This is a genomic window from Acinetobacter sp. L-24 (assembly GCF_056857555.1).
In genome coordinates this window covers 153,838-169,531 of sequence record NZ_JBSXNI010000048.1, presented here as the reverse complement: position 1 = coordinate 169,531, position 15,694 = coordinate 153,838, and the positions used below count along the sequence as shown (strand labels likewise).

The following is a 15,694-nucleotide window of genomic DNA, read 5'->3' as shown; positions in this document are numbered from 1 at the left end:
TAAGGAGAGACAACTATGTGGTATTTTGCCTGGATTCTGGGTGTACTGATGGCATGTTTTGCCAGTGTGATTGCTGCCATTTACATGGAACAACACCAAGACCTGGATGAGGAATAAAACATGACAGAAGCTGCGCTTGAGAAAACCGTTGTAGACAAGAAACCAAACAAATTTGCGATGATGATTTCCTGCCTCCTGGCTTTTCCTCTCGCAGCCGTGTTATTGGTTCATCCTTCCGCAATGCTGGATGCCAATGGTGAATATAGCCATAGTGCCATGATGTATATCATGATTGGTATTTCTGGAGGCTTTGTCCATGGTGTGGGCTTTATGCCGCGCCACTGGTTCTGGAAATGGTTGTTTAGCCCTTTCCTAGCATGGCCTTTAATGATCTGGGGCTATTACACCTGGTTTCTCAGTTAAAGTATGAAATTAAAAAAGCCCTCAAGTGAGGGCTTTTTTAATTTAATATGAATTCTAAAATATTCTTCTTTTTCTTCTGGCCAAAACAGGATTTCTAAGACAACTTATTTTAAGTGTATAAAAAGCCGGAACCAGTCTGACTTTTAGAATGACTTATCGATGAGTATGAATCGACATCACAATGCCCATCCCGGCCAGCATAGAAATTACTGCTGTTCCACCATAACTCATTAGCGGCAATGGATCTCCCGTTACAGGTAAAATCCCGCTCACCATGCCGGAGTTTAAAAATACAAAGAAGAAGAAAGTCAGCCCCATGGCTCCGGCATATAAACGGCCAAAGTTATGAAAGCTGTTTAAACCAATCATCAAACAGCGAATAATAATGGCAGTGAATAAACTGAACAGCAGAAAAACACCGATAAAACCGAATTCTTCAGCATAGGTCGACATAATAAAGTCAGTATGATGTTCAGGCAGATAACCTAAATGTGATTGTGTACCTTCGGTATAGCCTTTGCCCGTGGAACCACCTGAACCAATGGCAATTTTGGACTGGATAATATTCCAGCCCGCGCCCAAGGCATCCGACTCCGGATCAAACAAGGTGGTAATACGCTTTTTTTGATACTCTTGTAGCACAAACATCCATGCAACCGGTGCTGCCACAGCAACTGCTGCAACTGCACCACCAATCAGACGCCATGACATGCCACTTAAAAATAGAACAAAAATACCGGGAATCACCAAACCAATATTCAAGTCAGGCTGAAGCGCCACCAAAACAAATGGTATGCCCAATAAAATCAAAGCCCCGACAATATGCAAAAATTTGGGAGGAAACGGCTTACGTGCAAAATACCATGCCATCATCAAAGGCATCGCAAATTTCATCACCTCACTCGGTTGCATGCTTCCCACCCCCGGCAAGGTAATCCAGCGGGTTGCACCTAAACGTTTTTCACCAATCACAAAGACCAGAAGCAGCATGAAGATCCCGAAGGCATACAGGTATGGACTAATCGCCTGATAGACTTTCGGTGGAATCTGCGCACAGATAAATAGCAGCACAAAACCAATCCCGAAACTGACGGCCTGACGCACCACCATGCCAGAGTCTTCGGAGGTCGCGCTATACACCACCATTAAACCCAAGATTGCATTGAGAACCAGAAAGCACAATAACCATGGATCAAGGTGCAACTTGGTCCATCGAGATGAATCTTGCGGGTTAATACTACGTCCATCGCGCAAAGAGTGACGTAAAAACCGATACTGCTGTGAAGGTATCATTGGCCAAAAGGTGAAAAAGAATGATGGCAAAATTATAAGTGAAAGCTATAGCGAATAGATCGCTACAGCCAGATTTATTCTGCTTTTATTTAAATATTATTTGAATATATTTTTAAGCCTGAGCCTTTAAAATCAGCCTGGCCAGCTCTAGATCGTCCGGATAGGTAATTTTAATATTATCGGAACGCCCCTGTACTACACTCACCTGTTCACCGATATGTTCCAGCGCACTGGCTTCATCAGTAATCGTAGCAACATTTTGCAAAGCCTGCTCAATCGCCCTTTTCAACACGCCTAGCTTGGCCATTTGTGGTGTTTGTGCCTGCCAGAGCATTGAGCGATCCACTGTTTCCTCAATATCAAAATTGGTTACTACACGCTTAAGTGTATCTCGCACCGGAATCGCCAGAATCGCAGCCTGATCATTTGTAATCGCCGTATTGACCAACTGTTGCAGACAATCATGACTGACACAGGGACGCGCCGCATCATGTACCAGCACCCAATCATCTTCAGAAGCGATTTGAGATAAATAGTTCAGTGCATTTAACACGGAATTCACCCGCTCGGCACCGCCCAGACAGAAATGGGCTTTCTCTTGACTGGAAAATGGCAATGTTTTCGCCACGTTGTCCTGTGCACCAATCGCCAGGACATAACCCGTCAAAGGCAGTTGATTCAGACGAGCCACCGTATGTTCAAGAACAGTTCGCTCTTGAATCATCTGATATTGTTTCAGTTCTGTTTTGGAGAAACGGCTACCGGAACCTGCAGCTGGAAGAATGACCCAAAGTTTAGGGTGTAGGTGGTGCTTCAGCTGACTCATTGGTTCGCAGGTCTACTTTAGAATTAGGATTAAGATAGATCGGTTTATATTGAGTACTGATCGTGCTCATTTGAATAAAAGTTTCGCGTGGCTTAATCAGACCAAGATCTAAACGCGCATGTTCTTCGATGGCTTCAATACCATTCTTCAAATCATAAACTTCTGCCGCCAGAACGCGATTACGCTCTTTCAGCTCATCATTCAATTCCATCTGTTGCTGGATTTTCTGGGTCAGTTGCTGATGATCATGATAACCACCTTCACCAAACCAGTATAAATATTGAAACCCTGCGATCAAAATGATCGCAAGGCCCAACAGTACTTTACTCGCAGTCGAGTCGAATACATTTAACATTGACATAAGTCGCTTAGTTCAAACCTTTGAACTCAGCTTTACCGCGATATGCAGCATTAGTCAATTCTTCAATACGAAGTAATTGATTATATTTCGCTACACGGTCAGAACGGCAAAGTGAACCAGTCTTGATTTGACCCGCTGCTGTACCTACTGCAAGATCAGCAATCGTTGAATCTTCCGTTTCACCTGAACGGTGTGAAATTACAGTAGAGTAACCATTCTCTTTCGCAAGGTAGATGGCATCTAAAGTTTCAGTCAAGGTACCGATCTGGTTGTATTTGATCAGAATCGAGTTACCCACTTTTTCGTTGATACCACGTTGCAGAATTTTCGGGTTCGTTACGAACAAGTCGTCACCAACCAACTGGATCTTGTCGCCAAGAATAGAAGTCAGGTAAGACCAGCCTTCCCAGTCAGATTCGTCCAGACCATCTTCGATCGAGATAATTGGGTACTGGTTTACAAGACCTGCCAAATAGTCAGAGAACTGGTTGCTTGTGAACGCTTTGTTGCCTTCGCCAGCAAGAATGTACTGACCATTTTTGTAGAATTCTGAAGATGCACAGTCAAGCGCAAGCATGATGTCAGAACCTGCTTTGTAGCCAGTTTGACCAATTGCTTCAAGAATAACTGTGATTGCTTCTTCGTTTGAACGTAAGTTCGGCGCAAAACCACCTTCATCACCTACCGCAGTGTTTAAACCTTTTTTGTTTAAAACTGATTTAAGTGAATGGAAGATTTCAGCACCGGCACGTAGCGCTTCAGAGAATGCAGTGAAGCCTACTGGCTCAATCATAAATTCTTGAATATCGACGTTGTTGTCTGCATGTGAACCACCATTGATGATGTTCATCATTGGTACAGGCATGGTTAGAATCGTTTGACCGCGAAGATCTGCGATGTATTGGAAAAGAGGAATTTTCTTTTCTTCAGCAGCAGCGCGAGCAGCAGCCAAAGACACTGCCAAAGTTGCGTTTGCACCTAGTTTTTCTTTGTTTTCAGTACCGTCAAGCGCGATCATCGTGTTATCGATGTCTTTTTGTTCGAATACTGATTTACCGACCAAAGCGTCACGGATTAACGTATTTACGTTATTTACTGCAGTTTTAACGCCTTTACCTAAGTAACGCGCTTTATCGCCATCACGAAGTTCTAAAGCTTCACGAGAACCAGTTGAAGCACCAGATGGTGCACATGCACGGCCAACTACGCCAGATGCTAAGATTACGTCTGCTTCGATGGTAGGGTTACCACGAGAGTCCAAAATTTCACGTGCACGAATGTCAACGATTTGGCTCATGAACTATTCCTCAGTTGATTAATATGAGCTGCCTATACGGCAGCGCAAGAGTGATAAACTCAGTGTGTATCTAACTTTTCGAAACCTTTAACCAAGGTATCCAATTCTTTTAGCTGTGCCAGGAACGGCTCAAGCTGAGACATGCGCAGCGCACATGGACCATCACACTTGGCTTTTTCCGGATCTGGATGTGCTTCCAAGAACAAGCCTGCAAGACCCGTTGCCATACCCGCACGTGCAAGCGTTGTAATTTGCGCACGACGACCACCGGCAGAATCTGCACGGCCGCCTGGGGTTTGTAAGGCATGGGTTACATCAAAGAACACCGGGACATTCATTTCTTTCATGATGTCGAAGCCCAGCATGTCTACAACCAGATTGTTATAGCCAAATGCCGAACCGCGTTCACAAATGATCAGCTTGTCATTTCCGGCTTCCAGACACTTATGCAAAATATGACGCATTTCGTGTGGAGCCAGGAACTGGGCTTTTTTGATGTTGATGATCGCATCGGTTTTTGCCATTGCTTCAACAAGATCCGTCTGACGACTTAAGAAAGCTGGCAATTGAATAATGTCTGCCACTTCTGAAACAGGAGCCGCTTGGTACGGCTCATGCACATCGGTGATGATCGGCACATTAAAGTGTTTTTTAATGTCAGCTAACCACTCGAGACCTTTTTCTAGGCCAGGCCCACGGAAAGAGTTCAGGCTTGAACGGTTGGCTTTATCAAAGCTGGCTTTGAACACATATGGAATACCCAAACGTGTACAGATATCAACATAAGTCTCTGCGATTTCAAAAGCCAGGTCTTTAGATTCAAGTACATTCATTCCGCCGAATAATACAAATGGCAAATGATTTGCCATTTGTATATCGCCCAAACGTACAATTTCTTGTGGTTTTAATTGCGACATTTAAACTTCCCTAGTTGTGTCCTACGCACCGATTATTTGGTTTTTTGGTACTGCTTTTTCGCAGCATCAATGAAACCTGCAAACAATGGATGACCATCGCGTGGCGAGCTGGTAAATTCCGGGTGGAATTGTACTGCAATAAACCAAGGATGTGCAGGAATTTCAACAGTTTCTACCAGATGCTGTACCGGAGAATAACCAGAAATCTTCATGCCTTTTTCTTCCAGCACTGGGATATAACGGTTGTTCATCTCGTAACGGTGACGATGGCGCTCGATGATTTCTTCAGAACCATAAACTTCTGCAGTTTTAGTCCCTGCAACCAGTTCAGATTTTTGCGCGCCTAAACGCATCGTGCCACCCAGATCAGAATCAGCAGAACGTTGCTGAACTTCACCACGCTCATCTAACCATTCAGTAATTAAACCAATCAATGGAGATTTGGTTGAACGGTTAAATTCAGTCGAGGTCGCGTCTGCAATACCAGCAACATTACGTGCGTATTCGATCACAGCCAACTGCATACCCAAGCAAATACCGAGGAACGGCACACCGTTCTCACGAGCGAACTGAATTGCCTTCATTTTGCCTTCAGTACCGCGTTCACCGAAACCACCTGGAACCAGAATCGCATCAGCATCTTTCAATACTTCTGCTACATCTTGGCTTTCAAGCTCTTCAGCGTTTACGTAGTCAATCTGAACTTTCACACGGTTTTGAATACCCGCATGCAGAAGTGCTTCGTTGACAGATTTATAAGCATCTGGAAGTTCAACGTATTTACCAACCATTGCAACACGTACGGTGTATTCAGGGTTCAGGAGTGCTTCTACAACGTTATCCCAATCTGTTAAGTCAGCTTCAGGAAGATCGTTATAACCAAAACGTTCACAGATTAAATCGTCAACATTTTGTTCGTAGAATGTACGTGGAATCTGGTAGATTGAACGTGCGTCTTTACATACCACAACGGCACGTGCTTCAACGTTGGTAAATAATGCAATCTTACGCGTCGTATCTGCATCTACATCGTATTCTGTACGGCAGATGAGAATGTCTGGCTGAATACCAATCGACAGGAGTTCTTTAACAGAGTGCTGTGTTGGTTTGGTTTTTAATTCTGCTGCAGACTTAATGTATGGGAGTAACGTTAAGTGCATTAACATGGTACGTTTATGACCAAGTTCCACCATTAACTGACGTACAGATTCCATGAATGGGAGAGATTCAATGTCACCTACAGTACCGCCGATCTCTACGATCGCAACGTCATAACCTTCGCCTGCACGAAGTACACGCTCTTTGATATTGTCAGTAATGTGTGGAATAACTTGCACAGTACCACCCAGGTAGTCGCCACGGCGTTCTTTATTTAGAACATCCTGGTAAACACGGCCTGATGTGAAGTTATTCAATTTGGTCATTTTCGCACGACGCAAGAAACGTTCGTAGTAACCCAAGTCTAAGTCTGTTTCAGCACCATCTTCTGTAACAAAAACTTCACCATGCTGGAATGGGCTCATTGTCCCTGGATCGACATTAATGTATGGATCCATTTTTACCATGGTCACTTTTAAACCACGAGCTTCTAAAAGTGCAGCAACAGAAGCAGCTGAAATACCTTTACCTAGTGATGAAACTACACCACCAGTAACGAAAATAAAATGGGTCATTGGGTTTCTCGTACAATCGAGCCTAAATCGGCCTGCAATGTTGCGCAATTTTACTTTACCTTGTACCTAGAAAGCAAAGTCAATCCGCATCAATTCAAAGAACAATAAACAATTGACTATTCTAACAGCAATTCCTATAAAAAATTACAGTAAGTTCATATGATTTCTATCTTGCATTTTGCTGCTATAATGGTGTATCCCCTCCACACTTTTATGTTTGATGCAATGATGATGAAGAAACTTTTAATCTCCACCCTAATCCTGACTGGCCTGACATTAACTGCGTGTGTAAAAAAAGAAGCACCAAAAGAAGAAGAGCAAGTAGAAGTTACTCCAGCATCTGAAATCTCGACTCCAGAACCAACGCAATTTGAACCGCTTGAACCTGTAGAGCCAGCGGCAATTGAAGAGGAAGTAGCGCCAACGGTTGAAATTCAACGTGAGCAAACTGAAAACACCACGACCGAAATCCGTCGTGAAATCAAAAAGCCAGAAACCACTGAGCCGGCACCAGTGCCTGAAACCCGCGAAGAACCTGCCTCAAAGCCTGCTGCGACAACACCTAAAACCAATTCAAATCCAGAAAACAAGTCTGAGGATGATGCGGTTGCTGACGCGATTGCCGCAGCGATGCCAGCACTTGACTGATTACAGGATCATTCATCAAAAAAACCCAGCAGATGCTGGGTTTTTTATTAGAACTTTTTAAGCAGATACTGTTGCCGGTGCACGAGATAAGTGAATCAAATAGTCTGCCATTAGTCGGGTAGCCCAAGATTCGGTTTGCATCAAGCCCTGATAAAAGCCGCAATGACTGCCTTTTTTGGTGGTAATCACCATAATATTAGACATCGACCGAATTTTTTCTTTATAAGGTTCTAAATTCCGAATGTGACACACCGGATCATCCTCCGCATTTAAAATCATCAGCGGAATTTTGATACTTTCAAATACATAAATCGGATTGGTTGCCTGGGTATAACTGGCATAATCCGTAAATCCAGCCAGTTCAAAATAGAGTTTTTCAAATTCGGACAGATCTTTAACTTCTAATAACTGTTTCCAGCTTGGGCAGACCTGCCAGGTTTCCTGATAAGGATGAATAAAGCGCTTAATCAGTTTTTTGGCCATAACTTTACTGTAAAACGGATGCACATTGGCAAAACCAGTTTCAGTGTTATAGCCAGGACATAAAGCAAAAGCTGCTTTTAATGGGGTTTGTTCACCCTCTTCGCCCAGATAACGCACTAACAATCCCGTACCCGCAGAAGAGCCAACCCCATAGAGATCGGACTGAGGAAATCTGTCCTGTATATACAAGAGTTGTTCACGCAAATCCTGAGTTGAACCAAACAGGTTCATTTTAGGCACAGGCATGGGTAAGTCTGCATGACCACGGCGTAAACACAATGCAACACGCCAACCCGTATATTTATGCAGATCACGAACCAGTTCACGCATTGATTCAGGAGAACCGGTAATAGTATGAAGTAATACAATGGTCGGCGTGCTTGCCGGAAGATCGAGTCCATACCAGGCAATACCGGTAATTCCATCATCTGACATTTTCAGCTGTTCAAGCGCATCATATTTCAGTTTAATGGTGCGTTTTTTAATTAAATCGAAATACAGAATATGTGCGTGTGCATTGGCTAACCAAGGTGTAGGACGATATTTTTGTTGCAGCTGCGGTAAGCGCTCAATGAGTCCTGAAAATACACCATTCGGATTGTAATACAGGGTCGGCTGATCTGCTCCGCTGAAACGATCCAGATATTCACTGGAAAGCTGACCCAATTTTTTAAGCAACATTTTCATCTGTCATCCCCCTCTAGTTGTACTAGCTGTGATTTACAAATTTCATGCCGACTTGAATCAATAGTTCGAATTAAGTTTTAGCTTGGAATGATTGCATCCGCTGGCCCATCTGTACAGCCAAGGCTTCAAGTCCGGACTTAGGTCGGATCATGACTTCAAAATCAATCATCTGACCCTCTTCATTAAACTGAATCATGTCAACTCCCTTTAGTTTTTTATCGCCCACATTGGCAGAAAACTCAAGTACGACATTGTTACCATCTTCACTTATAAATTCACGGTGATAAGTGAAGTTTTCAAAGACTTGAATGACATTGGTCAAAATAAAAAATACCATCTGTTTTCCAGGATAAGGCTGAAACGCTACGGGTGAACGAAATACCACTTCTTCAGCAAGTAGTTCATTCAAGATCGACATATCACGGGTTTCTAGCATTTCATGCCAGCGTACAATGGATTTTCTGGTATTTTCGATGGTCATTTTGGATTCCTTTTTTGTTATTAAAAAATTAATCTCCCTCACCCCAGCCCTCTCCCAAAGGGAGAGGGAGATAACACTTTTTATACCGATTTATCCCTCTCCTTATAGGAGATGAGTAGCACTGCTGCGCAAGGGAGAGGTTAATAAAGCTTGACGTTTTTAAATTAAATCACCGCCGCCAATTCAGCACCCTGACGGATTGCACGCTTGGCATCCAACTCACCCGCTTCTTTCGCTCCACCAATCAGATGCACATTTTTCCCGGCTGCTTTTAGCTCATCAAACATGGCGGTATAAGATTCCTGACCGGCACAAATAATCACATGATCGACTTCTAGTACCGCAGGTTTGTCATTCACGACTATATGTAAGCCCTGATCATCAATTTTTTCATAGCTGGCGCCCGCAATCATTTTCACATCACGGTGTTTTAAACCAGTACGATGAATCCAGCCTGTGGTTTTACCCAAACTTGCGCCGACTGAAGCGGCTTTACGTTGCAATAAATAAATTTCACGTTGCGGTTTTTCTACATTTGCAGCTTTTAAGCCACCGACATTTTCATAGTCAGTATCAATACCCCATTCATCATAGAATTTTTCCGGATTGATACTGCCACTTTCTCCTTCATGACTCAGGAATTCGGCTGTATCAAAACCAATACCGCCTGCACCAATAATGGCAACTCGCTGACCCACTGGCTTACGTTCTTTCAAAACGTCCAGATAAGACAGTACTTTTGCATGATCAATACCTGGAATCTCAAGTTGACGCGGTGTCACGCCTGTTGCCACCACAATGTCATCAAAGTTTGACTGAGCCAGTTCTTCCAGACTCGCCTTATGGTTCAGCTGCAATTTAATACGTGGCTGTAATTCAATCTGGCGTTTGAAATAACGCAAGGTTTCATAAAACTCTTCCTTGCCTGGAATGGTCTTGGCAATATTAAACTGCCCACCAATCTGAGCAGCGGCTTCAAATACCGTCACCTGATGACCGCGATTTGCCGCATATACAGCAAAACTTAAACCTGCAGGACCTGCACCAATCACGGCAATATTTTTTGCCACATTGGTTTCTTTAAAAATGAGCTCTGTTTCATAGCAGGCACGTGGATTGACCAGACAGGTGGCAATTTTCATTGAGAAAATATGATCCAGACAGGCCTGATTACAACCGATACAGGTATTGATCTCATCGCTACGACCCTGCTCCGCTTTCAAGACAAACTCAGAGTCTGCCAGCATCGGACGGGCCATAGAAATCATATCAGCATCACCAGACGCCAATACATATTCAGCCATTTCCGGAGTATTGATACGGTTTGAAGTGATTAAAGGAATCTTCACTTGACCTTTCAGCTTACGCGTCACCCAAGTAAAGGCTGCACGAGGCACTTTGGTGGCAATGGTCGGAATACGCGCTTCATGCCAGCCAATGCCGGTATTGATAATGGTCGCACCGGCTTTTTCAATTTCTTTGGCCAACTGGATGACTTCTTCCAGAGTTGAACCGCCTTCGACCAGATCCAGCATAGATAGGCGATAAATAATGATAAAGTTCTCACCGACCATTTCACGGGTACGGCGTACGATTTCAATCGGGAAACGGATGCGGTTTGCATAGCTTCCACCCCACTCATCATCACGATGGTTGGTACGCGCGGCAATAAACTCGTTAATCAAATAGCCTTCCGAGCCCATGATTTCTACACCGTCATAATCGGCGTATTGAGCCAGCTTGGCACAATTGGCAAAATCATCAATGGTTTGCTGCACTTCAGCCGAAGTTAAAGCATGCGGTTTGACCGGATTGATCGGTGCCTGAATTGGGGATGGCGCGACATTTTCAGCCTGATAAGAATAGCGTCCGGTATGCAAAATCTGCATGGCAATTTTCCCGCCCGCCTCATGTACGGCCTGGGTAATTACCTTATGCTTTTCAGCTTCTTCAAGAGTGTCAAGTTTGGAACCACCATGAAACGTCACCCCATGATCATTTGGTGAAATCCCGCCGGTGACGATTAAAGCGACTCCACCTTTGGCACGCTCTGCATAGAAAGCTGCCATCCGATCATATCCGCCGGGTGCCTCTTCAAGACCAACGTGCATGGAACCCATTAACACGCGGTTTTTAAGCGTGGTAAAACCCAAGTTCAATGGGGCAAGTAAATTCGGATATTTAGACATTTCAACTCCTGAGCGTGCGTTTAGGCTGGCTATTGTTTTAGCAACTGGCAGTTTGATCCCTCAAATTTTCCAGTTTAATGCAACTTGTTGCACTAATTTATATGCCAGAATTGATTTTTATGCAACATGTTGCATAATAATCCTGAGTCACTTTTTTGAGACGCTTATGTCTTTAGCGCATGTTTTATTGACCAGCCTGATTGAAAAGCCCAGCACCGGAATCGAACTGGCCCGCCGTTTTGACCGATCCATGGGCTTCTTCTGGAATGCCACTCATCAGCAGATTTATCGCGAGCTGAATGCCATGCTGCAAAAAGGATGGATTTCGACGATAGAAGAGGAAGATTCCAATAGCCGCAAAAAGACATATCAGGTGGAACGTCTGGGCCGGGAAGAACTGGCCAACTGGATGCTGCAACAAAGTCCACCGGCACAACTGCGCGAAGAACTGATGGTGCGTTTACGTGCCGAAGCCCAGCTTGGTGGCAATAACACCTTGGCAGAGCTGGAACGCCATCTGGAACTGCATAAAGAAAAACTAAAAACCTATCAGCAGATTTTTGCCAAGGACTTTGCTCAAGCACACGAAAATGACCGTACCTTGTATATTCATAAAATGATTTTACAACTGGGGATTGATCAGGAACTGGGCTGGATTTCCTGGCTGGAACAGGTCATTCAGCGACTCAAACAATTTGATGCAAAATAACTGTAAATAGGGAGACACACATGCCCTTTTATCGCATGCCCGATGGTGAACAGCTATTTGTACTCGAATACGGTCAGGGACAGCCGGTACTGGTACTCTCAGGACTCGGCATGCTGAGCTGGCAATGGAAAGCTTTTCTCTATGCGCATCAGAAAAATTTCCGTTTCATTATTCCGGAATGGCGCGGCTTTGGGGCTTCCAGTCGCTGTAAAATTCCGCAAGATCTTGATGCAATTTCCAGTCACTGGTTGGATATTCAGTCGGTAATTCAACAGCTCAATTTAGATAAATTCATTGTGCTTGCTTACTCTATAGGCGCAACCACAGCAATGCACGGCATACATTATGGCAACTTTTCCAGTCAGATTTCTGCTTATTTACATATCGATCAAACACCTAAAATTCCGGTCGATGATGCTTGGGCTTTTGGACTTTTTGGTCCACGTCATCAGGAATTTATCGACATCCTGCAGCAGCTCTCTGCCCTACTTGCACAATACCAGCAAGTTGAATTGATCCGCGATCTCGACATTTCGGTACGTAAACAAATCGCTGCCCTATGGCTAAAGTTTATTCAGCTACAAAATGAACAAAAATATAGTCTGAAAGCTTTCGCATTTATCCTAAATCAACCTCGCCTGCAAAGCCTGTTATTACCTTCCAGCCGGGTGGATTATATGGCGTGGTATATCAATAATTATTTATATCATCGTGAAGATTACCGCGAGGCTCTAGCTCAGCTTAGCTGTCCGGTGACCTTCTTTAGCGGTGTACAATCCAAGTTGTATCCTTTTGAAGGTCAGCGCCTGATTGCAGAAAGCCTGCCTCATGCCAAACAGATAATTTTCAGCAAGTCTGGCCATACGCCTTTACTGACTGAACCGCTAAAATTTTCCCGAGAACTTGGCATCTTCTTGAAAGAAAATTCGCAATCTAGCGGTTCAGCTACCTAAAGATTCAGGAGACAGAATAATGAAAAAGCTGGTGGTCTTTTCCGGTGCAGGCATGAGCGCCGAAAGTGGCATTAATACTTTTCGTGACAGTGATGGACTTTGGGAACAGCATCCTATAGAAGAAGTCGCCACACCCGAAGCCTGGGCCAAAAACCCACAACTGGTACAACGCTTTTATAATGCCCGCCGTAAAAACATTCTGGAAGCACAGCCAAATGCAGCCCATCAGCTGATCGCCAATCTTGAAGATAACTTTGATGTGCATGTAATCACCCAGAATATTGATGACTTGCATGAACGTGCCGGCAGCTCCAAGGTGATCCATTTACATGGCAATATTCGCCTGGCCAAAAGCTCAGGCCCCGATGCACAAAGCACAACCGAGTTTTATCCAATTGAAGGCTCTGAATTAGATTTAAATCAACACTTTTGTAAGGCAGGCTATCCGCTGCGTCCTCATGTGGTCTGGTTTGGCGAAGCCGTACCCGCGTATGAAGAAGCTCAAGACTGTGTACAGGATGCCGATATTTTCGTGGTGATTGGCACCAGCCTTCAAGTTTATCCAGTTGCCGGGTTAATTCATGAGATTCCTGCGAAATGTCCGGCCTATTACATCGACCCGAAAGCCGAGCAGCAGCATTTGCCTGCACAGTTTTACAAAATCCCCCAAAACGCGACCGATGGCATGCAAACACTGCTAGGTTTACTGAAATCCGGGAATTAAATTTATTTTATATGCTGCATTCTCTGATTGACAGTATGCAACAATCAATTTTTAATCAGCTTATCGTTGCAAGGATGGAATTAAACCATGCTGTCTGATCTGGATGACTTTTACTGTTTCGCTCAGGTGGTGGAACATGGCGGCTTTAGTGCAGCCGAACGTGCGACCGATATTCCCAAATCCAAACTCAGCCGTCGGGTGTTTAATCTGGAAGAGCGTCTGGGTGTACGTCTGATTCAGCGCAGTTCGCGTCATTTTGCCGTGACCGATATCGGCATGAATATTTATCGGCATGCACAGGTGATGCTGAGTGCTGCACAGGCAGCGCATGATTTGGTGGATCATCTGAGTACCGAACCGCGTGGAACCATTAAAGTCAGTCTGCCAGTCTCTATTGCCCAGAATGAACTGGCAAAAATTCTGCCAAATTTCCTGAAAAAATATCCCGAAATTAAAGTCCAGATGATGATCACCAATCGACGGGTCGATATTATCAATGAAGGCTTTGATCTGGCCTTACGTGTCCGTTCCAGTCTGGATGATGACCCAAATCTGGTGATCCGCCAGTTTGAAAAAATTGAGCAGCATTTATTCGCCAGTCAGGGTTATTTAAATGAATTTGGTGAACTAAAAAACCCAGAGCAACTGGCTGAACATAAAATCCTGAGTATGGCCGAAGACCATACCGAACAGTTTCTGACCTTACAAAATGAACAGCAGGAACAGAAAAAAATCCGTGTCAGTCCCACAGTTATGGGGTCTGATTTAAATATGCTGGCACAACTGGCCGCCTCAGGCTCAGGCGTCACTTTGCTGCCAGATAATGTGGTCGAGCAGTACGTAGCAAGTGGTGAACTGGTTCGTGTACTTCCCGACTGGAAAGCACCGCATGGTATTTTCCATGTGGTTTATCCTTCACGTCGCGGCTTATTGCCCGCAGTACGGGTCTTTATTGACTATCTGGTCGCTGAATTAAATCAGCGCTAAGTGATATGCTGTTGAGGAAAACTGGACAAAAAAATAGCTCATTCTTGGGGAAAAATGAGCTAGAGAAACTTTCACTACAGCATAGTGAGCGAAAAAAGGAACTATGTATCTGACTCTTAGTTTAATCAGATATACAATCCTAAACCACTGTTTAATGTAGTGTTTTGTATGTTTTCGTCAACAATCACGAGTGAGTTGTAATTTATGTAAGTGGATTATTTAAATAAAGATCATGCAATCAATATTTTAAATCTCCGGATACTCACCTGTGCCTTCAGGCCAAGGCGACAAGACTTCAAACCCGGTTTCAGTCACATAGACCATATGTTCCCATTGCGCAGACCAGGATTTATCCGTGGTGACCACAGTCCAGCCATCTTTCAGCTCTTTGACGCGGGCTTTTCCCATATTCACCATCGGCTCAATGGTAAACACCATGCCCGGAACCAGTTTAATGCCCTGACCCGGCTGGCCGTAATGCAGAATGTTTGGCTGCTCATGATAGACTTTGCCGATGCCATGACCACAATATTCGCGCACAATAGAATAACCTTCACGCTGTGCAACCGTTTGAATGGCATAACCAATATCACCCAGAGTCGCGCCCGGCTTCACCGCATGAATCCCGGCCACCATGGCTTCATAGGTGGTATTGACCAGTCGCTTGGCTTCTGGAGAAGGAGTTCCAACATAGTACATCCGGCTTGTATCACCAAAATAACCGTCTTTAATAATGGCAACATCAATATTGATAATATCGCCATCCTGCAGAACGACTTTCGATGATGGAATGCCGTGACAAACCACTTCATTCGGTGAAATACAGGTGGTTTTGGTATAGCCATAATAGCCAATATTGGCGGGCGTCACTTTTAATGTATTTACAATAAAATCATGACAGAGATCATCCAGATATTCAGTCGTGACACCTGGCTTGACATGCTCCCCGATCATCGCTAAAACTTCTGCAGCCAAACGCCCAGATATCCGCAGTTTTTCAACATCTTGCTCAGTTTTAAGACTAATCGCTGGAGCGCGCATAT

The 15,694-nt window shown here is 44.2% G+C and carries 17 protein-coding genes; 7 read left to right on the top strand and 10 right to left on the bottom strand.

What is annotated here, in order from left to right; genetic code table 11:
- The first annotated feature begins 15 nt into the window (after positions 1-15).
- Positions 16-117: a cytochrome bd-I oxidase subunit CydX gene (gene cydX / locus AC13CK_RS16515; RefSeq protein ID WP_004278713.1), complete on the top strand. Its 102-nt coding sequence runs from the start codon at positions 16-18 to the stop codon at positions 115-117.
- Between the two features lie 3 nt (positions 118-120).
- On the top strand, positions 121-423 hold the full coding sequence (locus AC13CK_RS16510) for a cyd operon YbgE family protein (protein ID WP_004278714.1): 303 nt from the start codon (positions 121-123) through the stop codon (positions 421-423).
- Positions 424-576: 153 nt separating this feature from the next.
- Here the strand turns inward: AC13CK_RS16510 and rodA are convergent, their stop codons facing one another.
- The 6 genes from rodA to AC13CK_RS16480 all read right to left on the bottom strand — a co-directional run bounded on the left by rodA (position 577) and on the right by AC13CK_RS16480 (position 6,790).
- A complete protein-coding gene (rodA, locus tag AC13CK_RS16505) occupies positions 577-1,716 on the bottom strand; it encodes a rod shape-determining protein RodA (protein WP_004278715.1) in 1,140 nt (379 codons plus the stop codon).
- Positions 1,717-1,828: 112 nt separating this feature from the next.
- A complete protein-coding gene (ispD, locus tag AC13CK_RS16500; RefSeq protein WP_425879804.1) occupies positions 1,829-2,542 on the bottom strand; it encodes a 2-C-methyl-D-erythritol 4-phosphate cytidylyltransferase in 714 nt (237 codons plus the stop codon).
- Positions 2,511-2,903, bottom strand: coding sequence for a septum formation initiator family protein (locus AC13CK_RS16495; protein ID WP_425879805.1), 393 nt, complete (start codon positions 2,901-2,903; stop codon positions 2,511-2,513). Before AC13CK_RS16495 ends, ispD begins: the two co-directional genes overlap by 32 nt.
- Positions 2,904-2,910: 7 nt before the next feature.
- On the bottom strand, positions 2,911-4,200 hold the full coding sequence (gene eno / locus AC13CK_RS16490) for a phosphopyruvate hydratase (RefSeq protein WP_425879806.1): 1,290 nt from the start codon (positions 4,198-4,200) through the stop codon (positions 2,911-2,913).
- A 59-nt stretch (positions 4,201-4,259) separates the two neighbouring features.
- Positions 4,260-5,117, bottom strand: coding sequence for a 3-deoxy-8-phosphooctulonate synthase (gene kdsA / locus AC13CK_RS16485; protein WP_005266221.1), 858 nt, complete (start codon positions 5,115-5,117; stop codon positions 4,260-4,262).
- Positions 5,118-5,149: 32 nt separating this feature from the next.
- Positions 5,150-6,790: a CTP synthase gene (locus AC13CK_RS16480; protein ID WP_005100051.1), complete on the bottom strand. Its 1,641-nt coding sequence runs from the start codon at positions 6,788-6,790 to the stop codon at positions 5,150-5,152.
- Between the two features lie 225 nt (positions 6,791-7,015).
- Here AC13CK_RS16480 and AC13CK_RS16475 point away from each other — a divergent pair, with 225 nt between their 5' ends.
- Positions 7,016-7,438: a hypothetical protein gene (locus tag AC13CK_RS16475; RefSeq protein ID WP_370940779.1), complete on the top strand. Its 423-nt coding sequence runs from the start codon at positions 7,016-7,018 to the stop codon at positions 7,436-7,438.
- 57 nt (positions 7,439-7,495) lie between these two features.
- On the opposite strand, the gene AC13CK_RS16470 is transcribed toward AC13CK_RS16475, so the two are convergent.
- The 3 genes from AC13CK_RS16470 to AC13CK_RS16460 all read right to left on the bottom strand — a co-directional run bounded on the left by AC13CK_RS16470 (position 7,496) and on the right by AC13CK_RS16460 (position 11,278).
- Positions 7,496-8,608, bottom strand: a complete 1,113-nt coding sequence (locus tag AC13CK_RS16470; RefSeq protein WP_425879807.1) for a YheT family hydrolase — start codon at positions 8,606-8,608, stop codon at positions 7,496-7,498.
- 70 nt (positions 8,609-8,678) lie between these two features.
- Positions 8,679-9,089, bottom strand: a complete 411-nt coding sequence (locus AC13CK_RS16465) for a nuclear transport factor 2 family protein (RefSeq protein ID WP_114541138.1) — start codon at positions 9,087-9,089, stop codon at positions 8,679-8,681.
- Between the two features lie 164 nt (positions 9,090-9,253).
- Positions 9,254-11,278 carry a 2,4-dienoyl-CoA reductase FMN-binding domain-containing protein gene (locus AC13CK_RS16460; protein WP_425879808.1) on the bottom strand — a complete coding sequence of 675 codons (2,025 nt, stop codon included), beginning with the start codon at positions 11,276-11,278 and terminating at the stop codon, positions 9,254-9,256.
- A gap of 166 nt (positions 11,279-11,444) precedes the next feature.
- Between AC13CK_RS16460 and AC13CK_RS16455 the strand changes: the two genes are divergently transcribed.
- The 4 genes from AC13CK_RS16455 (at position 11,445) to AC13CK_RS16440 (ending at position 14,651) form a co-directional block, all read left to right on the top strand.
- Entirely contained in the window at positions 11,445-11,987 is a 543-nt protein-coding gene (locus AC13CK_RS16455; RefSeq protein WP_005247223.1) for a PadR family transcriptional regulator, read from the top strand.
- 20 nt (positions 11,988-12,007) lie between these two features.
- Positions 12,008-12,940 carry an alpha/beta fold hydrolase gene (locus AC13CK_RS16450; RefSeq protein WP_425879809.1) on the top strand — a complete coding sequence of 311 codons (933 nt, stop codon included), beginning with the start codon at positions 12,008-12,010 and terminating at the stop codon, positions 12,938-12,940.
- 19 nt (positions 12,941-12,959) lie between these two features.
- Positions 12,960-13,664, top strand: coding sequence for an SIR2 family NAD-dependent protein deacylase (locus tag AC13CK_RS16445; protein ID WP_482831313.1), 705 nt, complete (start codon positions 12,960-12,962; stop codon positions 13,662-13,664).
- An 87-nt stretch (positions 13,665-13,751) separates the two neighbouring features.
- Positions 13,752-14,651 carry a LysR substrate-binding domain-containing protein gene (locus AC13CK_RS16440; protein ID WP_482831312.1) on the top strand — a complete coding sequence of 300 codons (900 nt, stop codon included), beginning with the start codon at positions 13,752-13,754 and terminating at the stop codon, positions 14,649-14,651.
- 246 nt (positions 14,652-14,897) lie between these two features.
- Here AC13CK_RS16440 and map read toward each other — a convergent pair whose 3' ends face one another.
- Positions 14,898-15,692 carry a type I methionyl aminopeptidase gene (map, locus tag AC13CK_RS16435; protein WP_004645281.1) on the bottom strand — a complete coding sequence of 265 codons (795 nt, stop codon included), beginning with the start codon at positions 15,690-15,692 and terminating at the stop codon, positions 14,898-14,900.
- Positions 15,693-15,694: the final 2 nt, after the last annotated feature.